The following is a 21,533-nucleotide window of genomic DNA, read 5'->3' on the forward strand; positions in this document are numbered from 1 at the left end:
TCTTCAACGTAGGATTTAAGAAATACGATGCGGGATTGACTTATCATCGGGAAAAGAGGTAGTCATAAGCTAGAACTATACCACGACATCATTTTAAAATTCATTATAAATCAGTAAACTCACCTAAAAACCGGTTTCCTTGCAAAGGAGAACCGGCATTCTTCTCAAGATATTAATGGCTCATATCCCAACTGATGCAAAGAGTCTGCGATAAGATGATACCCTTTAGTATTTGGATGTACATGGTCATTCGCTAATAGTTCCTTTTCTTTTCCTAGAAATAGATCATGTATATCTGCTATTTTAATAACAGGCGGGTTTGCCAGTCTTTCAATATCATGATTAAATGCTTCCACCCATTTATCAGAACCTTTTAGTTCTGGGAAGGGGTTATAGAGATTAATCATACGAATGATATAAGGCTCTGCTTCTCTTTTGAAGGTCATTATTTGTTGAATGATATTAGATAAATTTTTTTTGCCATTTTCTAGCGCAATAAAGAAATCCTCTTCTTTTTTGTTTTGTAGAAACTGCTCCGCTGCATCAATTAAATCATTTCCTCCAGCTGTAATTGTAATGATTTCTGCTTCTTTTATCGTCCTACAGACTAAAGGATGCTCGAAGCTTTTCAATATATCTCCTGTAGTTGCACCAACCCTTGCAAATACAGCAGGAGCAATAGGCTGATTGAAAGCTTTTCGTGTTAAAAATAGATATTTTCCTATAAAGCCCTTTTCAAAAATGTTTGAACCTACTCCTACAGTTAAAGAATCCCCTAAACCACAATAGTTTATATGCCTTTTCTTCATTTCTTCACCCTCATACAATTTTATTTCATATCCATATATTTATTCGTAAGGATCAGAAATGGGGATTTGTTTTTCAATAACAAAAACTAAAAAAATAGAGAATAAATATTGAGTACACCAATTGCACCGAGGAAAACAACAATGACATTCGCACCAAAAAGGCGAGTACAAATGCAACTGCCCCTATCACTCCAAACCAGATGTTTGTTGGATAAAAAGAACATTTGGGAAAATTAATACACCTAATATTGCAAAGGGGACATTTTTTTAACCCCCTTCCAAAAAGGGAGGGAAGGTTATACCACGAAATAATACGAGGGGAAGCATTCTCGGAATATAAGTAATAATCGCCATCCCAATAATGCTCCAAATAATACTATTCGTCACCCTCCAACTCCTCCCCTCTTTCTTTTTAATGCATTCTACAAGTACGGTTGATAGCAGTGTGGTTAAAACAATTGACCAACCATCCTCCAATAGTGTCATAAGTATAAAAATACTATTAAAACATGCTGCAAGTACGGCTAAATATACAATCTTCATACTATACGAAAACAGCAAAAAATAAAGAGGTCCGACCCCACTATGAAGTATCATGTAAAGTATCATATCTTTACATTAGATACAGTATTTTGTGAGATCAGACTTATGGTAGGTAGAAAGCTTTTTAACCTCTATTATCTTCCACGGAAATTCGGTTTTCTTTTCTCCGCGAATGCTTGAAGTGCTTCCACACGATCTTCAGTAGGAATGGTTAGTTCATATGCTTTACGTTCTATTTCCAATCCTGTATGTAAATCTGCATTCATTCCATTTTTAATTGCAAATTTTGCCTGTTGAACAGCAATAGGACCATTTGCTAATATTCGGTTAGCTAATTCATTTACTTCATTCATGAAAGTATCCCGCTTTACTACTTTTGTAACTACTCCATATTGCAACGCTTCCTCAGCTGTCATTCTTTTGGCAGTTAAAATTAATTCCATTGCTTTTGCTTCACCAATTAAACGTGGCAAACGTTGCGTACCCCCAGCACCTGGAATAATAGCCAAGCTCGTCTCTGTCAAACCCATTACTGCATCTATTACAGCGACTCGAAAATCACAGGAAAGAGCAAGTTCCATTCCTCCACCAAAGGCGTAACCATTCATTGCAGCAATAGTTGGTTGAGGCAGCTTCTCAATCGCTGCAAATACTTCACCAATTTTATACACATTCCTACGTACTTCCTGCTCGGATAAGGATTTCCGCTCCTTTAAATCAGCACCTACACTAAACGCCCTTTCTCCTGCTCCTTGAAAAATTACAACACGTACATTAGGATTCGTTCTTAATAATTCCACCTCTTTTGCAAGGTCACAAAGTGTTTCATAATTAAATGCATTCATGGCCACTTCACGATTAATCGTGACATTGGCTACGTAATTTTTTACGTCAACCACAATATTTTCCATTCATATCCCCCCCTGTTCCCTAACTAATTTCAACAAATAACGAAGAAAACCTTCCAGGAAAAAATAATCTAAATTTTCTAATAAAATTTAATAAAACTTTTCCATTTGCATAGATTAACAAAAAGCAAAATAAAATACTTAAAAAAATGCAGACCGGATGAACTGCACCCTAATTGTTAGACACAAAACTAACAGTTGGAGGTGCAGTTTTTATATGACTAGGTTTACATTAGAACAAAAATTAAGTGCGGTAGATGATTATTTACAAGGTAGGGGTTCTTATAAAAGTATCGCTAGGATGTTAGGTACTGGACACATGTCTATTCAAACATGGGTAGCTTTATTTGAGGCGCATGGAAAAGAAGGTTTAGTACCTAAATATACAAATTATTCTCAACAGTTTAAAATAGATGTAATAAATTATATGAACGAAATAGGGACGTCACTTATAGAAACAGCTGCGATTTATCAAATCGCATCGCCATCTACTATTTTAAAGTGGAGAAAACAACTGGAAGAACAAGGAGTGGACGCCCTACAATCTAAAAAACGGGGGCGTCGATCGGTGAAAAAAGAAACTAAAAAAACAAAGCCAGTAGAAGGATCTCAAGAAGCATTATTAGCTGAAATTGATCGTTTACGCATGGAGAACGCCTATTTAAAAAAGTTGAATGCCTTAGTTCAAGAAAAGGAAAAATTACAGAACAGGACAAAGCGCAAGTAATTTATGAATTAAGGCATGAATTTAAAGTCATTGATCTAGTAAAGATCGCTGGTATTGCGCGAAGTACATATTATTATTGGAGAAAACAACGAAATCGTCCAGATAAGTACGTGGAAGTCAAAGAATTGATTCAACAAATCTTTCAGGAGCATCAAGGAAGATATGGGTATCGTCGGATCACAATGGAATTACATAATCGAGGATTAAAGATAAATCATAAAACAGTTCAGCGCTTGATGAAGTATATGGGGTTAAAAAGTATGGTCCGTATGAAAAAATATCGCTCATATCGAGGGCATGTAGGCAAAGTGGCGCCTAACATTTTAGAACGTGATTTTACAGCTTCTAAATCAAACGAAAAATGGGTAACGGATGTGACTGAGTTTCATTTACACGGAGAGAAACTATACTTATCTCCAATTCTTGATTTATATAATGGAGAAATTATAGCCTACAACATTGAAAAGAGACCTGTTTATACACTTGTTTCTAAAATGTTGGACAAAGCTTTTGAGTGCTTAAATGAAGGGGACACCCCCCTCCTCCATTCTGATCAAGGTTGGCAATATCAGATGAAGAAGTATCAATTAGCATTAAAAGATCATGGGATTATTCAAAGTATGTCCCGCAAGGGGAACTGCTTGGACAACGCAGTCATGGAGAACTTCTTTGGTTTATTAAAGTCTGAATTACTTTATTTAAAGGAATTTGAAAGTATGGAGCACTTTAAAGTGGAGTTAGAGAAATACATATACTACTATAACCACAAACGGATTAAGGCGAAATTAAAAGGCATGAGTCCAGTGCAATACCGAACTCATGCCCAAATGGCCGCATAAATCCGTGTCTAACTTTTTGGGTTCAGATCACGGAGCCTGCATTTTTATTACTAATTTTGTTTCTGTAAAACTTGTTCCTTTAACGCTTTTCTTAGTATTTTTCCAGTTGTATTTTTAGGAAGTTCCTCAAGAAATTCAATCGTTTTTGGAAGTTTATATTTTGCTAGATGCTCCCTACAATATTCCATTAATTCAGCTTCTGTAAGGCTTTCGTTTTTCGGCACAACAAAGCATTTTACCACTTCTCCCTGTTCTGGATCAGGGGCACCGATAACTGCTGCTTCTACTACCTCTGGATGTTCATACAAGACTTCTTCAACTTCTCTTGGATAAACATTAAATCCACCCACTATGACCATATCTTTTTTACGATCCACAATATAGAAATAGCCCTCTCCGTCCACGCGCGCTAAATCACCTGTGTACAACCAGCCATCACGGAGTGCTGCAGCAGTTTCTTCTGGCATTTTATAATAGCCTTTCATTACATTTGGTCCACGTACAACAAGTTCCCCCACTTGTCCTTCTGGAAGTTCCTCACCAAGTTCATTTACAATTTTATTTTCCACATTGAGAATGGAAGTACCGATTGATCCCGGTTTTCTCGGACGATCTAAAGGGTTAAAGCATGTGACTGGAGATGCTTCAGATAGTCCATAGCCTTCAGAAATAAGAACGTTAAATTTCTTTTCGAAGTTCTTTAATAAAGCAACTGGTAATGAGGAGCCTCCCGAAATACAAAGTCGGAATGTCGAGAAATCATTTGGATCCCCATTAGGATATTGGTAGAGAAAATTATACATAGTTGGGACACCTGCAAAAACGGTGACTTCATATTTTTTTGCTAAACGAAAAATTTCTTTTGGACTAAATTTCGGTACAATAATGATTGTTGATCCACTAATTAATGGTGCATTTACGACTACCGTAAGACTAAAAACATGAAACATTGGTAAGACAGTCATCACTTTATCTAAATGATTCATTTTCAAATATTCACCAATATCTTTTGCATTTGAATAGAGATTTTTATGAGTTAACATGGCTCCCTTAGGTCGACCCGTTGTCCCTGAAGTATATAGAATGACAGCAACATCATCCTCAAACAATTCAGGCTCGTCAAAAGCAAGATTACCAGAGGCAATAACATCTGAAAACGATTTCATTTTCTCGTTTGTGGATACATCTACTTTATTCAAAGGATTAGATTCACAAATGATATAACTTTCTACTTTTGGAAGTAAAGCTTCCATCTTTTCTGCTAAAGGGAGAAGTAAATCTAAGGCAATAATCACCTTAACATCCCCATTATTTAATATGTAGCCTATTTCATCTGGAGTATAGATTGGATTAATTGGAATGACCGTTGCCCCTAAACGCATTGCTCCATACAACGAGATGACAAAGTGAGGAGAATTTCCAAGAAGTAATGCGATATGATCTCCCTTTTTTACCCCTAATTGCTTTAAACCACTTGCAAATCTTGTTACTGCCCCATCAAATTCAGCATAGGAAACTTTTTGATCCATAAAGTAATAGGCAGTTTTATCTGCATTTACTTTCGCTGTGTTCTTTAAGTGCGAAGATAAATTCATACTCCCTCCCCTTTCTGAATGAATAATCATTCATTTTAATTTTCTAAATATATTATATAGAAGAAATATTTAAGATTCAAGCTCTACCTAGTTTCTCTATAGGAATTATATTGTCTGTAAACCAACGAAAAGGTCTAACTAATACGTATCAGTTAGACCTTTAAATATTACACTCTTTTCGCATTTGTCTTGTAATAAATACTAATTTTTAGAAATGAAACTAGTAAATCAATTGAACTAATTCTTCCTTTGTTATGTTTCCGAAATAATGTTTTACATCTATGTCTTCTAGTGCTCTTTCAATCTCAGAGCGTTCATAACGAATTCCTATTAGTTTATTTTCAATATCACATACATCACCAATACCAAAGAAGTCCCCATAAATTTTGCAATTCTCAATCATGCCCTTATTTACTTCTAAGCGTACATCAATTCCACCAACTGGGAAACGATGATTATGCTGTAAATTAAATTTTGGAGATTTGCCATAGTTCCAATCCCAATTTTGGTAACGCTCCTCAGATAACTTATGAATATTCTTCCAATCTTCATCCGTTAATTTATATTCTTTTATATTTTCGCTTCCACCGAAAATATTACTTAAAATTAATTGACGGAATTCTTCCATTGTTAATTTTTCTTCAAGAAATTCAGAGATATTTGCTACACGACTCCTAATGGATTTAATGCCTTTAGATTGGATCTTATCCTTTTTCACTCGTAAAGCTGACACTACGTTCTCAATTTCGGAATCGAACATTAACGTACCGTGACTAAACATTCTTCCTTTTGTTGAGAACTGTGCATTTCCAGAGATTTTCCGTTCTCCTACTTGGATATCATTTCGTCCACTTAATTCTGCATTTACACCAAGTTTTTTCAAAGCTTCAATAACTGGAGCAGTAAATTTCATAAAGTTATGAAAGCTTTCCCCATCATCCTTTGTAATGAAGCTAAAATTAAGATTTCCTAAATCATGATAAACAGCTCCACCACCAGAAAGTCGACGAACAACGATAATATTATTTTTGTCTACATACTCAGTGTTAATTTCTTCAATTGTATTTTGGTTACGCCCAATAATAATGGATGGCTGATTAATATAAAATAATAGATAGGTTTCATTTATATCCAAGTTATTGAGAGCATATTCCTCGATAGCTAGGTTTATTTGTGGATCGGTAATTCCATTATTGTCGATAAATAACATGCTTTTTCCTCCTATATCCCTGTGTCTTCAGTTCTTTGTTAAATCTATTATTAGCCCTTCAGTAGCAAGTTGTATATAGCCAGAATACTTTTCAGCAGCTTCTTGCTTTAATTGATTTAGATCGCCATATTGAGGAAGATGAGTGAGAACAAGCTGTTTAACCTGGGCTGCCTGTGCTAATTCCCCAGCCTCATAGCTTGTCATATGTCCGGCACCAGATCCATCCATATTTCCATAAAAATTACTCTCACAAAGCAGAATATCAGCATTTTGTGCAAATGAAACAAAGGATTTCATATAAGATGAATCAGCTGTAAATACAAATACTTGATCATCTGCTTCTATTCTCATGGCAAAGCATGGAACAGGATGCTTCGTTCTTAGAAAGGAAATAGTAAAAGGACCAATTTGTAGTTCTTGATCTTCGTCATATGCCATTCCCTTAGTCACATCATCAAAAAATAACGATTGAAATCCTGCATTGTCCTCATTATGCCCATAGATCGGCAATGTTCGGATTTCTTTATTCATATATTTACCGATAATAAGTGCATGCTGTAACACACCTATATCTGCAATATGATCAGGATGATAATGAGAAATAATGGCAGCATCTAAATGTTCAGGTTCTATGTATTGTTGTAGCTTTGAGAGTACAGCGCTTCCACAGTCTACTAAAAGATGAAAACCATTATGTTCTAGTAAATAACCTGCACTTGCTCCGTTTACCTTTGGATATCCACCCCATGGGCCAATAACTGTTAGCTTCATTTATTCCACTCCTAATTATAATCCAATAGATAATTATTATCTATTTCACTATACTTCATTTTTACCATTTTAGCATTATTAATAGCCTAGTTTTCGTACAGTTTATTGCTTCTATAAATGCACTGCCGCGGACTTTTACCTCTAATTAAAACTTCCTGCTGTTAGTTATGAAGGTTATAGATCTTTTCTTTTGTGAAAGGAAGGGATCTGATAGTCTTCTTTATTGATTGAAGCTTTCTCCATTACAATTAAAAAAGAACCTTATAAAAAATAAAGGTTAAATAAAAAAAAACGGTTCCAAATGAGAACCGCTAAAATACTTACTATTTCACTACAAAATCAAAATCTTGGTGTTCATGTAAACCTTGGTTATTTTCTACATGTACCTTTAGCTGATAGTCTCCAGCTCTATCAAATTGATGAGTGCCTTTGTATTCACCTTTTCCAGCGTCCTCCAATTTTATCCACTCAGGCTTTTCGTCACCCTTCATCCATGCCTCAATTTGGACCTGTGCACCAGTAAGTAGCTCATTATGTTTGGTCATGTGAATGGTAAAATTAGCTGCTTCTCCGGCTTTTGCATGATCAGGGCTCATAAAATGCATAACAACTGAGTTTTCAGAATCATGCTCCTTCTTATCAGTAGAAGATGTTGCATTTGAAGGATCCGGACTACCAACAATGACCGTCTTTTTAGGCATTACATGCATATCCCTCGCAGTAACATGAACTTGAACATTAAATACCCCATCATGATCAAATGCAACTTCAGAAGTGTATGTACCATTCTTTTTATTTTTAGCGTTTAACATTTTACTAGTCGTATCCTTTGCTCCATCTTCCCAAACTTCATATTTGACTTCTGATGCGTCGGATACTTTTTCTTTCCCTTGGGTTACTAAAGAACTTAATTGAATCGTTTCATTAACTTTAGCTTTTTCCTGTACATTCAGCTCTACTTCGAGTGGTTCCATCGTCGTTTTTTCTTGACCATTTTTATTATCTGAATTTCCACATCCAACAATAAAAATAGCTAGTGCAGAGATAAGTAATGCAGTGAAAAATAACTTTTTCATTCTAGCTCCTCCTCGAAAATATTTCTAACCTATCATAACACCTGGTGAACGGCTAAGTGCTCATTAATTGTTAATAAGTCTTGACAAAAATGTGATAAGAATTTGTTAATTATATATGTTAAATATGTACTTTTTACGAAAAGTGCTGAAATTTATTATATTACTACCAATATCATTTATAATGGGTAAAGAATAAAAAATTTCTAGAATTGGAGGGATCCGATTGAAACGTTTTCGAATATCATTTATTTTGATGACTGCCATACTATTAATTTTACTTAGTGCATGTTCTAATGTTAAAAAAAGCGGAGATAAACTTAATGACTTTACCTTTACAGATCAAGACAATAAAAAGTTTGGACTTAAAGATCTAAAAGGAAGTGTCTGGGTTGCAGATTTCATGTTTACAAGTTGTGCAACAGTTTGTCCACAATTGACGAAAAATATGAGTGACCTACAAAAGGAAATTAAAGATAAAGGATATGACGATGTGAAGTTTGTTTCCTTTAGTGTTGATCCTGAAATTGATACACCACAGGCAATGAAGGATTATGCAGCGAAATTCAATGCCGACTTTTCCACTTGGCATCTCTTAACTGGTTATTCACAAGAAGATATTGAGTCATTTGCAAAAGACAATTTTCAGGCATTGGTGAAAAAACCAGATAATGACACACAGGTTATTCATGATACAAAATTTTTCTTAATGAATAAAGATGGTGAATTAGTCAAGGATTATTCTACGCAGGATGGTTTTCCACTAAGTGAAATTGTAAAAGACGTAAAGGCTTTACGCTAATTGTAAATTGCACAAAAATAAAAACGGGAGACTTTGTGATACATCCCAAAAGTAAAAGTGTAAAAACTTATCTTTTGAGATGCACCTCACATGCTCCCGTTTTTTTATGCTGTTACTTCTTCATTCATTGAATTTTTATGGTTTTTCTTCGATTTGATAATAAAATATCCAAGCGACAATACTAAGAAGCTAATCATATAAATAGCTAAAACCCCTAAATTATGCCACATGCTAGAATAATCTCCATTTGAAACAACATCTTTAAATGCCTGCAATGAGTATGTCATCGGTAATGCTTGATGTACTCCTTGTAGGAATTTTGGAAGTAATTCTAGTGGGAATGTTCCAGCACTTGAAGTTAATTGTAGAATTAAGATTATAATCGCAATATAACGTCCTGGATTATCAAGAGTAGCAACAAAAAACTGTATTAACGCCATATAGGTTAGACTGGTTACGATTGCTGCCACAATAAATAACGGAATATTTGTTACCTCTACGCCTACCCAGCTAATAATAATCCAAACAGCTATAAGCGACTGTAAGATCCCTACGCCTGCCATAATTCCATATTTGCCCAAAAACCATGAGAATCCGTTTTTAGGCTCTGTTGCTGGTTCACGAACTTGATAAATAACAGTTAATAGTAATCCACCGACAAATAATCCAAGAGATAAGAAATAAGGAGTTAAACCTGTTCCATAGTTAGGAACTTTGTTCTTTGCCTCTTTATTTAGATTAATAGGATCACTCATCATATCATATTGTTTCTTCGATCCTTGTACTTCATTTGCATCTTTGGATGCATCTGCTAATTTATCTTTCATTTCCTTCGTACCATCTTGTAGCTTATTTGCACCATCATGTAATTCTTTTGACCCGTCTGCCAATTGATGTGTGCCATCTGCTATTTTAGCAGATCCATCAGCTAATTGACCTAAGCCACTATTCAATGAATTTGCACCATCTGATACTTTGTTTGCTCCTTGAGCGGCATCACCAATTTTACTTGTAAATAAACCTAAACTATCAATATATTGATTCTGACCTGCTTGAAGCTTAGCAGCCCCATCACTTAACAGTGTTGAGCCTTTCGCCAGTTGTTCAATCCCATTCTGTACTTTTACTTGATTTTCATTAATCGTTGAAATACCAGTAATGAGTTGATCAAATGTAGGATCTGTTTGACTTTTAATTTGTTGTTCAATTTGATCAGGGTTTCCTGTCATTTGCTCATTAACCTGAGACTTAAATGCGTTAAATCCTTGATCCATTCCTTGATGAATCCCTGAAGATAGTTGGTTTTCCAATTCTTTAGCTTGTGAATCTGCATTAGCAGTCATCTGAGCCTTCAATTGAGTTAACACATTTTCATCCACTTTTCCTTCAAGTGAGGAGAATAGCTGTTCCATTTGCTTTTTCTGCTGTTGCACTACTTGATTAGAAATTTGAGATGAAAGTTGTGTTTCTAATTGAGTTTGTAATTGGTTCATCCCATCATTTAAGCTCTTTGCACTTGAAGCTAATTGTGATGAAAATGCTTTGGCGATGGTTGGTGGAAGCTCTGTTTTAAATTGTTCTAATCCACCTTGTACTTTTTGGGTTCCATTGACTAATTCAGGCATTCCTTGATTTAATTGCCCCAAAGCTTGTTTTGACTGTTGAATACCATTAGTAAGCTGATTTGTACCACTTTGCATATCTTTTGAAGCATCATATAATTGCTGACCACCATCATTTAATTGATTTAAACCATCAGCAAGATCATGAGAACCTTTAGACAGTTCGCCAGCTCCTGTTTGTGCGGTTACTACACCATCCTTAAACTCGATCGCACTTGAAGCCAGTAACTCAAGATTTTCCTTGATTTCTTTTGAGCCGTCACCTAATTTAATTGCACCATCATTTAATTCAGATGCACCATCACTCGCTGTAGTAAATCCGTCACCCATTTTCTTAATTGCTTTAAACATTTCTTCCGAATATGTTTCAGAAACTTCTTTCGATACAGCATCTTTGATTTTTGTCATTGCTGACTCACCAATTTTTGATGTCGTATAGTTTGCTCCCTGATTTTGTACATATTTCAATTGAAGATGTTTTGGATTTTTGTCGAGTAAGGTTGTTGCATTTTTCGAGAAATCTTTAGGAATTTCAATCACCATATAATACTTTTGGTCATTTAATCCCTTATAAGCTTCGTCTTTTTTGACAAAATGAAAATCCATATCTTTTTTCTCTTTTAGATTTTCTACTAATTTGTCCCCTATCTCTAGTTTTTCTTCATCCATTGCGGCTCCTTGATCATGATTGACAACCGCAACTGGCAATTTTTCTAATTGACCATATGGATCCCAAAATGCCCAGATAAACATCCCTGCATAAAGAATAGGAACCAATATGATCGCGACTATTTGAATTAAGGACATTGGGTGGCGAACAATTCCCTTTAATTCAGCGAAAAATAATGAGCCTTTCATGTTATTACTCTCCTTCTACTAAATTGACTGAATTGTTCAATTGGTCATTTTAATCCAAAATATGAGGATTATCTAATTGACAATCCCTGGAATAAATATATTTCAAAAAGATCTGCTATTTCTTCCTTTTCGAGTGGAGCATGATTTTTTTCCCAATCGAAGATTAAAGAAATATATAACTTTAGCATAATAAAGGCAGCAACTTCTGGATCACATTGTTTGATATCACCTTTGTCTATTGCATCTTGAATGATCCCCTTAATATAATTTAAAGTTACCGTTTCTACTTTTTGAATCACTTCTGAAACTGCTGGAGTACCCATATCCCTTTCTTCTTGGAAAAGCTTAATCGTTAATTGATGCTCTTTACGAAACTCTAATATCTTAAAAAGAACATTATGAAGATTCTCTGAGAAAGAAAGACTTTCATCTAAAATTTCTTCTGCTGAGTCTTTCATTTCCATAATTAGAGTTGTTACAATTTCATCAAAAAGCTTTTCCTTATTTTTAAAAAAGGTATAGATTGTTCCTTTGCCAACATTTGCGAGCTTCGCAACCTGATCCATCGTCGTAGCCTTGTAGCCAAATAATGAAAATGATTTCGTAGCTGCATCAATGATTAATTGTTTACGGTCAATCGCCAATGATTTTCACCTCTAGTTCCTCATAAATGACCAAATGAGGAAAACAGTCAAAAAGTTTACAAGAACCAATATATCATAAAGCATAATTCTGAACAAGAATTTTTTATCATTTTTTATTTTTAGCTGTTTTTTATAGCTTGTTGCATGTATAAAAGTCCTATTACTTGCTTTTACACCTTAAAAAGATTCAAAGGTTCTTTATGAAATTTGTAGCTCTTTTCTCTGCTGGATTGAAGGGAGGGGACGGTCTCCAACCTATATTTATTAGTTAGAACTTTACCTAAATCGCAATAATGTTTAAGAAAAGAGCCTAATTTTCACAAAAAGATCTTAAATAACGTATAACATCCCCTGCAGCTCTTTCGCCTTGATCAATACAATCTGGTATGCCTATCCCATTAAATGAGCTACCTGCAATAAACAAACCAGATAGATTTCTAGATATTTTTTCATTCAATTGGTCCACTCTGTCTTTATGGCCAATCGTATACTGTGGCATAGCCTTATTCCATCTAGAAATAATCGTAAAATCCGGTTTTTCAGTAATTTCTAATAATCTTTGTAGATCTTCATATACTACTTGCTCAATTTCGGTATCGGATAGACCAACAACTGTTTCATCTCCCACCCTACCTATGTGACTCCGTAACAACACCTTCCCTTTCGGTGCAGTATGAGGCCACTTCTTATGGGTTAATGTACATGCATTAATTGAGTAGTCGCTATTTCTTGAAACTACAAAGCCCGATCCATTAATCGGTTTTTTAACAGCCTGCTCAGAAAATGCCATAGAAACAGTAGCGACCGAAGTAGCTGGGATGTTACTTAAAAATCTAAAGAATTCATATTTGGAAAAAATAGTAGGTAATAAATAATGTGGGAGTGCAGCAATAACACTAACAGCATTTAAACGTTCACCATTATTTAATTCAATATAAAATTCATTTCTATCTTTTTCTATCCTTTCCACACGCACACCTTTTAAGATAGAACTAGAATCTAGGTTATTTTCCAATGCTGTTACTAGTGACTCTAAACCATTCTTGAACGTAATAAATCCTTCTGTTCCGCTATTTATTGATGCCTTTCTAGTCCCTATCATTAAACTGCGATGTTTTCTCTCTGCTTCATAAAATTGTGGAAAAGTAGACCGAAGGCTTAGTTGGTCAATATCACCTGCATATATACCAGATAATAATGGTTCTATTAAATTTTCGACCATTTCATCACCAAATCTACGACGAAAGAAACTCCCTAATGATACATCAGTCTGAACCTTTGAACGAGGAATAATTAAATCTGCGGAGGCTCGTAATTTGCCCATTACAGAAAACAAACCACTAAATATGAAAGGCTTTATATTTGTTGGAATACCTAACACGGCTCCATCTGGTACGGAAAAGAGTTTATTTTTAGCTAATACAAAGGAATTTCTAGTAGTATTACGAATTAGTTCATTTTTTATGCCAACTTTTTCTGCTAGTTGGACAGCACTTGTTTTTCTTGCTAAAAAAGAATCAGGGCCTTTTTCTACCATATATCCATCTCTTCGAAGGGTTTGAATTTTCCCCCCTAATCTTCTATTTGCTTCGATTAGTTTTATTTCTAATGGCAAGTGTTCCTTCTTTATTATATCCTGTAAGTAATAAGCAGATGTTAAACCTGTTATCCCACCACCGATAATAACCACTTTTTGCTTTTCGCTTCCCACAGTGGATCACCTTCTTTGGCTTTATCTCTATGGCTCTATTAATTTAGCCGGACGAATCATGCAGAATTAGCAAAGCTATGCTGATTTCATATTATTTATCTATAAGTATAAATTTTCGTTGTTCCCTTTTCCTTTTTACAAGACTGACCCATAGGTATTTGTAAACGCCTATGGGTCAGTCTTTATTAAATATTTATAATTTTTCTAGCACTACTGATGCTAGAGCGTCAATAAACTTCGGTTGTGCATTAGGCATTGGTGGGCGATAGTAACTTGCCCCAACTTCCTCGGTTACTACTTTGCATTCATAATCATTATCATATAGAACCTCTAGATGTTCCGCTACAAAACCTACTGGTACATAAACAAATGCCTTATACCCTTTTTGCTGATATAAATCACGAGTTAAATCTTGTACATCTGGCCCTAGCCAAGGATCTGGAGTATTCCCGGCACTTTGCCATCCAATCGCATACTCTGTAATTCCCGTTTTACTGGCAATTAAATCAGCTGTTTCTTTTAATTGCTCTGGATATGGATCTCCAAATTGTAAAATTTTCTCTGGTAGACTATGTGCAGATACAACTAAACATGATGCATTCCGTTCTTCTTCACTCATACTTGCATAAGTTTCATTTAATTTTTCTACCCAGTAGTCAATAAATTTCGGTTCTTTATACCAGCTTTCTACTGATTTAATCACTGGTCCACCTAATTTTTCAGCTGTTTCTTTAGCACGTGAATTATAGGATTTCACACTAAATGTTGAATAATGTGGAGCAAGTACAAGCGAAATGGCTTCTTCGATACCATCCTTATGCATTTGCTCAACTGCATCCTCAATAAAAGGTTCAATATGCTTTAAGCCAATATATGCTTTAAATTCCACATCATTTTGAATTTCATTTAAGTGATCTTGGAGTTTATATGCTTGTTCCTCAGTAATTTTCGCTAGTGGAGAAATACCTCCAATTGCTTTATATCGGCTTCGTAAATCTTCAAGCATTTCTTCCGATGGTTTACGTCCATGTCTAATATGTGTGTAATATCTTTCAATATCTTCTTCCTTATATGGCGTACCATATGCCATGACTAGAAGTCCCATTTTCTTCTTTGTCATTGGTTAAACCTCTTTTCTATTTTTGTAATTTGGTTGCACTGTATTCATGAATAAATGATGTTAAACGTTTTAAGGTATCTGGATCTACTTGCGGAAATACCCCATGTCCTAAGTTAAATATATATCCTGGCTTGTCCATTCCTTGATCAAGAATCGCTTTTGTTTTTTCTTGAAGGACATCCCATGGTGCAAGTAAAAGAGCTGGGTCTAGATTTCCCATAACAGATTTCGTTATCCCCTTTTGTCTTGCTTCACGGATCGGAAGTCTCCAATCTAAACCAACAACATCTAATGGTAAATCATGCCACTCATTTGCTAAATGACTAGCTCCAACACCGAACATAATCATAGGAACATTTTCGTTTCTAAGTTCAGAGAAGATTTTTTCCATCACTGGCTTGATATAGTAACGGTAGTCCTCTACATTTAAAGCACCGACCCAAGAATCAAATATTTGAATGGCACTTGCTCCTGCTTTAATCTGAGCTTTTAAGTATGTAACTGTCATATTTGCAAGCTTATCCATTAATGCAAACCATGCCTTAGGCTCAGAATACATAAATGCTTTCGTTTTTTTATAGTCCTTAGAAGGTCTTCCTTCGATCATATAGCTAGAGACAGTAAACGGAGCACCTGCAAAGCCAATTAACGGAACAGTTAACTGCTCTTGTGTTAGTAGTTTTATTGTATCCAAAACATATGGAACATCTTCTTCAGGAGTGATTTCCCCAAGTTTCTCCACATCTGCTAAGGATTGAATCGGATTATTTATAACTGGACCGATTCCAGATTGAATTTCAACATCCACTCCAATTGCCGGAAGTGGTGACATAATATCTTTATATAGTATGGCTGCATCAACATCATATTGTTCCACTGGTAATCGTGTAACATATGCACATAGTTCTGGTTGATGAGTAATCTCAAAAAGAGAATATTTTTCCTTTAATGCACGATATTCCGGTTGGGATCGCCCGGCTTGGCGCATAAACCATACTGGAACGTGGCCAGTCTCTTCCCCTCTTGCAGCTCTCAAAAGGGTATCATTGGTCATTTTACTCATATATTTTATGTCCACCTTTCAACTCATTTTCCCTTGTTTTTCACCTAATTATTGTATAATAAAAGATTTTAAAAGAAAAAATTTATGATTTGTCTTCTCTATTACTTGCGGGACAAGAGGGTCAGGTCCACTGTCCCAGCAATTCTGATTTCACTATAGACTTTTTCATCATTAAAGTATAGTTTGATACTCGAAATGTCATAAATTCTCCCTTTTTCTTGCCTCAAAATCGTCAAAGTTTAGATAAAGCCTAATTGTGGAACATATATTATAGAAGAAAATATTCATTTAAAATAATTTTCAACGAATAACAACAAATAAATAGATATAATATAGCTAGTATTCATTGAAAACTTGCAGAATATTCTTAAATATCTTATCTTCTATTAAAGAGGTGGTTTATATGAATTTTTACATTACTTCAGGGACATATGAATTTTTAGAAAAAATCATGAATAAATATCCCCAGGAGACCATGATATTAATGCAAAATACACAAACTTCGGTCTTAATTCATGAAACGCAAAAAAAATCTGTATTTGGTTCTCCTAGAAAATACGAAGTCATTAGTCAAAGTGGTGAACTAGAAAATAAAGGAATGGTGAATCTATTTAATATACCCATAAGTGATGAAGGAAAGCCTGTATTTGAGTTTAATTTTGCAAAACAAATACAATCTATAAAGGACGCCCCTGGTTTCATCGCTTATCGCTTTTTAAAGCCGAAAAAAGGTGATACGTATATTCTTTTAACATTATGGACGGACGAGTCCTACTTCAAACACTGGAAGGGATCGAATGGCTATCAAACCATTATCGACAGTTTCCCAACTGAAAACCCCCTATCCAGTAATCAACTTTTTAATGGTGGAGCGTATGAAACGGAATACACCATTCCATCAAAAGAAAATAGCAATGCCCCACAATAAAGTGGGGCATTGCTATTTAGCTAAAGTAATATTTTGCCTATTAGCATAAATGGCTGCCTGGGTTCGATCAGATACACCCAGCTTTCCTAAAATATTACTGACATGTGTTTTCACTGTTTTGACACCTATAAATAAATACTCACTAATTTCTTGATTCGTCATTCCTTCTCCTAAACATTTTAAAACATCTATTTCTCTTTCTGTTAAATCTTCATGCGGTTTTTTCTCTTGTGGCCTAAAGCGATTCATCATTTTATTCGCTACCTTTGGTTCAATCACCGATTCTCCCCTAACCGCCTTATAAATAGCCTCAGTTACCTCCTCTGCCCTCGATGTTTTCAATATATAACTATGAACTCCTGCTTCTATAGCTGGGAAAACTTGCTCATCATCATAGTAACTCGTCAAGATAATGATTTTACAATTAGGTAGAAATTGCATAATCTCCTTCGTGGCATCTATGCCCGTTCCATTTTCCATTAACAAATCCATTAATATGACATGTGGTTGATTTTCTTTTGCCAATTGAACTGCTTCCTTACCTGAACCGGCTTCAGCAACAAGATCTATTTTTTCCTCTGTCAATAAATACGAGCGAATCCCGAGCCTTACCATTTCATGGTCATCAACAATCATAACCTTTACTCTATCCATCGTATTCTCCCTTTCTTCTATCCCTGACATTATCTATAGTGGAATCCTTATATTTATATATGTCCCTTCTTCTTCCATTGAACGAATTTGGAAAACCCCGCCTAGTTCTTCACATCGTTCTCTCATTGTTTGTAAACCGTAGGATGTCATTAAATTTCTTTCTACTTTAAACCCTTTTCCATTATCACTTATGTATAAGTGGATTTGGTCTTTAATGGTTTCTAATGTAATTCTTACCTTCGTTGCTTGTGAATGACGAAGTATATTCGAAAGAGCTTCTTGAACAATTCGAAAGATATGATCTTCGATTGCTTTTGAAGGAGTATCAAAATGTTCAAGTTGACATTCAATATCCAAGTTAGTCTTTTCTTTTAGCTCATCAATTAGTTTGTTTAACCCCTCATTGAGGGTATCGCCTTTTAAATCTATCGGTCTTAAATGTAATAATAATGCACGCATTTCTCCTTGGGCTTTTGCCGAGATATTAGCGATCTGTTCGAGCATGCTCTTTGTTTGGTTAGGATCACTTTGTACGGTTCTTAATGCCGCTGACGATATCATTCCTAATGCGAACAGCTGTTGACTAACCGAATCATGGAGATCCCTCGCTAGTCTTTGGCGTTCTTCAATAACAGCTGCATGGTGAGCTTGGTTTGCTAATTCTGTTTTCTCATCAGCCAATCTCTGCAATGATCGTACTTGATCTTGAAGAAACATAGCTAATTGATTCATTTCCTCAAAAATTAATCCTATTTCATCCTTTTCTATTTCTATGGCTCTTGCAGAGTATTTCCCGCTCCGTAATATAGATACAAAGGAAAGAACTTCGTCTAATCTTTTAGAAATAACCCGCCCATTTCGGTAACCAAAATAAATACTTAATATAAAATATACGATTAATAAAAAAAATGTTAACACTAAAATATTTTTTGTATTTAATACTTGATCCCCATACTTAAACAAAAAAAACTGCAGAAAAACGAAGTAAATTAATCCGCCCATCAAAGCCATTATCAGAAAATTCCTGATAAAACGAAATCGAATACTTTGTACTTTCATCAAAGTTTGCCTTCCTTTCTATACCCTATCAATCCGTATCGAGCCAATCCCAATTTCGATGGTAATATCAATTTTTTTCTCTTCTTCCTCATAATTTGGAGATTCGAAATAAATATTCTGCTTGGTTTCGGAAGAATCAATATCAAACAAACGAATATCCCCTACTTTTGTTTTAGCCTCGATTTTAATAGGAATTTCCTCAGGAATTAACATTTTCACATCGCCAATCCTACTTTTAATTTTCACCTTTGTCTCTTCTTCAGGTATAAACGCCTTACTAAAATCAAAGTAAAAATCGCCAATTGTCGTATGGATATCCATAGGCTTTAATGGCCAATTCTGCTCATTAAAATGGACATCTGATGTTGAAAAATTTTTTTTGATGTTTTTTCCGATGTTCTTTTCGATGTTCTTCAAATCGATATTATAAACACGCACATTATGGTCATCTGATTCATATTTCACAGTCATCCTTTTCCTTCCTTTAAATAAAAGCTTATCCATCGCTAAATATATAAGAAGGATAGGCCAAAGCTTCCACCAATCACCATAAGAAAACGAAATCATTTTTTGCTGGCCTAGAATCAGCAAAACTCCATATGGCAGCCAAAACAAGCTTAAAAAAAAGGAACTTGATGATCGATTACGAATACTTTTAAATAAGTACATCATTCCGATAATAATAAATAATATCGGAAAGAACATGACAAAAAACTCTTTTATTTCCAAGGAAATGACACCAATATTCATCAAAAGAAGAGCAATTCCTACAACAAGTAAAACAACCGCAAATAACATGTCCATTCCCCGCCTTATTATATTTCCATAGTAGTAATTCGAGAAAAATACGTATTTTCCCTTCATTTCATATGAAAATTATACTTTTCTAATCTTTTTATAAAAAGGTGCAGCCGCTTGACTCCTCCTCCGTCTTGAGACTGATTTTTTTCCTTTTATCTTTCACTCATTTTTCGTTGTTACATATTTTATTAAAATAGGTGATCGCCTAAATTGTAGGAGGATGATATTATGGCTGTTGACTTAACCCTTATTCATTGGATCTATATCGTATTTATTGCCCTTATAATCCTTTTCATGGTATTTAAACGAGATACAACCATCATCTGTATACTAGGAATCTTCTTCATTGCTTTAACTGCTACTGGATCACTTACCACATCAATAAGCAGTGTCTTCAATAGTTTTATTTATGCTATAACCCAGCTTTTATCTATCATTCTCATTATTTCAATCATCGTATCAATGAGTAAAAGCTTACTTGAAACAGGCATAAACGATGTGATGATTTCCCCATTTGCTAAGTTGATTAAAACCCCCACCCTTGCCTACTGGACGATCGGTCTATTAATGATGGTTATCTCATTATTCTTCTGGCCATCTCCAGCTGTCGCTCTAATGGGTGCTGTTCTTCTCCCTGTTGCTCTTAGAGTAGGTTTACCTGCCATTGGCGTTGCGGTAGCTATGAATCTATTTGGACACGGAGTCGCGTTATCAGGAGATTACATTATTCAAGGAGCTCCTAAATTAGCTGCAGATGGGGCCGGAATACCATTGACAGATGTCATTCATGCGAGCATTCCATTAGTCATTACAATGGGCGTAGTGACAACTATCTCTGCATTTCTCTTATTAAAACGTGATATAAAAAGAGGATCCCTCAAACCTTCTAAATCCATAATGAATGAAAAGTCTTCTGTTCAAAAAAATGAAGAACTCTTATCTTCATTTTCTAAAAAAACTTTCGCGATCATTATTCCAATTCTTTTTGTTCTCGATATCGTTGCAATGATCTATTTCAACCTTCAAGGCGGGGATGCAACTGCTTTAGTTGGTGGAACAGCGATATTTATTCTTTTACTTATTTCCTTAGCAGGACACAAACAAAAAGCATTAGAGGAAACTACTAAATACTTAATTGAAGGATTGCAATTTGGGTTTAAGGTATTTGGTCCAGTCATCCCTATAGCCGCATTTTTTTATTTAGGTGGCGATGATTTCCAAGGAATGATTGGTAATTTTCTACCAAAAACCTCACAAGGTATCGTTAATGACTTGGGGGTTGCACTAGCTAATCTAGTTCCATTAACCAATGAAATTGGTGCTGTTACCGTATCTGGAGTAGGGATTATCACTGGATTAGATGGTTCGGGATTCTCTGGACTTTCCCTTGTTGGATCTGTAGCTAATTTATTTTCTCATGGTTCAGAAACCGGAGCAGCAACCTTAACATCGTTGGGGCAAATTATGGCAATATGGGTTGGTGGAGGTACCATCATTCCATGGGCATTAATTCCAGCAGCTGCTATTTGTGGAGTAGATCCATTTGAACTTGCGAGAAGGAACTTAATCCCAGTAATAATCGGAATCGTTGTCACTATCATTCTCGCCATGTTCCTACTATAATCCTGTTCAATATAAACAACGAAGGCTCTATACTGTATATCCTACTCATCAATCTATTTTGAGAAAAATTTTATCGAAGAAGAACAAAATTTTCATCAAGTGCCTAAACAATACCCTCTCTTTCAAAAAATGTTATAATTATTCTAAGATTATAAATTATTAAAAAAGGAGAG

General features: G+C 35.1%; 18 protein-coding genes and 1 pseudogene. 4 read left to right on the top strand and 15 right to left on the bottom strand.

What is annotated here, in order from left to right; genetic code table 11:
- Window positions 1–164: 164 nt before the first annotated feature.
- The 3 genes and pseudogenes from MHI39_RS17925 to MHI39_RS17935 all read right to left on the bottom strand — a co-directional run bounded on the left by MHI39_RS17925 (window position 165) and on the right by MHI39_RS17935 (window position 2,263).
- A complete protein-coding gene (locus MHI39_RS17925) occupies window positions 165–809 on the bottom strand; it encodes a GDSL-type esterase/lipase family protein (RefSeq protein ID WP_342539872.1) in 645 nt (214 codons plus the stop codon).
- A gap of 86 nt (window positions 810–895) precedes the next feature.
- A pseudogene (locus MHI39_RS17930) lies at window positions 896–1,196 on the bottom strand (AzlD domain-containing protein).
- A gap of 290 nt (window positions 1,197–1,486) precedes the next feature.
- Window positions 1,487–2,263 (bottom strand): enoyl-CoA hydratase-related protein, encoded by a 777-nt coding sequence (locus tag MHI39_RS17935; RefSeq protein WP_280618233.1) that lies wholly within the window; start codon window positions 2,261–2,263, stop codon window positions 1,487–1,489.
- Window positions 2,264–2,477: 214 nt separating this feature from the next.
- Between MHI39_RS17935 and MHI39_RS17940 the strand changes: the two genes are divergently transcribed.
- Window positions 2,478–3,826, top strand: a protein-coding gene (locus MHI39_RS17940) for an IS3 family transposase (protein WP_280618234.1) whose coding sequence is annotated in 2 segments (ribosomal slippage) — window positions 2,478–2,922 and window positions 2,922–3,826 — 1,350 coding nt in all. Because the reading frame shifts where the segments join, the coding sequence is not laid out codon by codon here.
- A 50-nt stretch (window positions 3,827–3,876) separates the two neighbouring features.
- Here the strand turns inward: MHI39_RS17940 and MHI39_RS17945 are convergent.
- The 4 genes from MHI39_RS17945 to MHI39_RS17960 all read right to left on the bottom strand — a co-directional run bounded on the left by MHI39_RS17945 (window position 3,877) and on the right by MHI39_RS17960 (window position 8,478).
- A complete protein-coding gene (locus tag MHI39_RS17945) occupies window positions 3,877–5,421 on the bottom strand; it encodes a fatty acid--CoA ligase family protein (RefSeq protein WP_058004763.1) in 1,545 nt (514 codons plus the stop codon).
- Between the two features lie 220 nt (window positions 5,422–5,641).
- Window positions 5,642–6,631, bottom strand: a complete 990-nt coding sequence (locus MHI39_RS17950; protein ID WP_058004762.1) for a lipoate--protein ligase — start codon at window positions 6,629–6,631, stop codon at window positions 5,642–5,644.
- Between the two features lie 27 nt (window positions 6,632–6,658).
- Entirely contained in the window at window positions 6,659–7,402 is a 744-nt protein-coding gene (locus MHI39_RS17955) for an MBL fold metallo-hydrolase (protein ID WP_180213242.1), read from the bottom strand.
- A 323-nt stretch (window positions 7,403–7,725) separates the two neighbouring features.
- Window positions 7,726–8,478: a FixH family protein gene (locus MHI39_RS17960; RefSeq protein WP_058004760.1), complete on the bottom strand. Its 753-nt coding sequence runs from the start codon at window positions 8,476–8,478 to the stop codon at window positions 7,726–7,728.
- 223 nt (window positions 8,479–8,701) lie between these two features.
- Between MHI39_RS17960 and MHI39_RS17965 the strand changes: the two genes are divergently transcribed.
- Complete coding sequence (locus tag MHI39_RS17965; protein WP_058004759.1) at window positions 8,702–9,277, top strand: SCO family protein; 576 nt, start codon at window positions 8,702–8,704, stop codon at window positions 9,275–9,277.
- 104 nt (window positions 9,278–9,381) lie between these two features.
- Here the strand turns inward: MHI39_RS17965 and MHI39_RS17970 are convergent, their stop codons facing one another.
- From MHI39_RS17970 to hemE, 5 genes are all read right to left on the bottom strand, one after another.
- Entirely contained in the window at window positions 9,382–11,757 is a 2,376-nt protein-coding gene (locus MHI39_RS17970) for a YhgE/Pip domain-containing protein (protein WP_058004758.1), read from the bottom strand.
- Window positions 11,758–11,825: 68 nt separating this feature from the next.
- Window positions 11,826–12,401, bottom strand: coding sequence for a TetR/AcrR family transcriptional regulator (locus tag MHI39_RS17975; protein ID WP_342539873.1), 576 nt, complete (start codon window positions 12,399–12,401; stop codon window positions 11,826–11,828).
- A gap of 310 nt (window positions 12,402–12,711) precedes the next feature.
- A complete protein-coding gene (gene hemY / locus MHI39_RS17980; protein WP_071976831.1) occupies window positions 12,712–14,112 on the bottom strand; it encodes a protoporphyrinogen oxidase in 1,401 nt (466 codons plus the stop codon).
- 193 nt (window positions 14,113–14,305) lie between these two features.
- Window positions 14,306–15,232 carry a ferrochelatase gene (gene hemH, locus MHI39_RS17985; protein ID WP_216384537.1) on the bottom strand — a complete coding sequence of 309 codons (927 nt, stop codon included), beginning with the start codon at window positions 15,230–15,232 and terminating at the stop codon, window positions 14,306–14,308.
- A gap of 16 nt (window positions 15,233–15,248) precedes the next feature.
- Complete coding sequence (hemE, locus tag MHI39_RS17990) at window positions 15,249–16,295, bottom strand: uroporphyrinogen decarboxylase (RefSeq protein ID WP_058004754.1); 1,047 nt, start codon at window positions 16,293–16,295, stop codon at window positions 15,249–15,251.
- 403 nt (window positions 16,296–16,698) lie between these two features.
- On the opposite strand from hemE, the gene MHI39_RS17995 reads away from it, so the two are divergent.
- A complete protein-coding gene (locus tag MHI39_RS17995) occupies window positions 16,699–17,223 on the top strand; it encodes an antibiotic biosynthesis monooxygenase (RefSeq protein ID WP_278891557.1) in 525 nt (174 codons plus the stop codon).
- A gap of 12 nt (window positions 17,224–17,235) precedes the next feature.
- On the opposite strand, the gene MHI39_RS18000 is transcribed toward MHI39_RS17995, so the two are convergent.
- From MHI39_RS18000 to liaF, 3 genes are read right to left on the bottom strand one after another with little or no spacing between them, the layout of a single operon-like run.
- On the bottom strand, window positions 17,236–17,877 hold the full coding sequence (locus MHI39_RS18000) for a response regulator transcription factor (protein ID WP_058004752.1): 642 nt from the start codon (window positions 17,875–17,877) through the stop codon (window positions 17,236–17,238).
- A gap of 33 nt (window positions 17,878–17,910) precedes the next feature.
- On the bottom strand, window positions 17,911–18,936 hold the full coding sequence (locus MHI39_RS18005) for a sensor histidine kinase (RefSeq protein WP_342541460.1): 1,026 nt from the start codon (window positions 18,934–18,936) through the stop codon (window positions 17,911–17,913).
- Between the two features lie 18 nt (window positions 18,937–18,954).
- Window positions 18,955–19,740 carry a cell wall-active antibiotics response protein LiaF gene (gene liaF, locus MHI39_RS18010; RefSeq protein WP_342539874.1) on the bottom strand — a complete coding sequence of 262 codons (786 nt, stop codon included), beginning with the start codon at window positions 19,738–19,740 and terminating at the stop codon, window positions 18,955–18,957.
- Between the two features lie 225 nt (window positions 19,741–19,965).
- Between liaF and MHI39_RS18015 the strand changes: the two genes are divergently transcribed.
- Window positions 19,966–21,360 carry a hypothetical protein gene (locus tag MHI39_RS18015; RefSeq protein WP_278891555.1) on the top strand — a complete coding sequence of 465 codons (1,395 nt, stop codon included), beginning with the start codon at window positions 19,966–19,968 and terminating at the stop codon, window positions 21,358–21,360.
- The last annotated feature ends 173 nt before the right edge of the window (window positions 21,361–21,533 follow it).

It is taken from the genome of Heyndrickxia sp. FSL K6-6286 (assembly GCF_038630395.1).
GTDB lineage: Bacteria > Bacillota > Bacilli > Bacillales > Bacillaceae_C > Heyndrickxia > Heyndrickxia oleronia.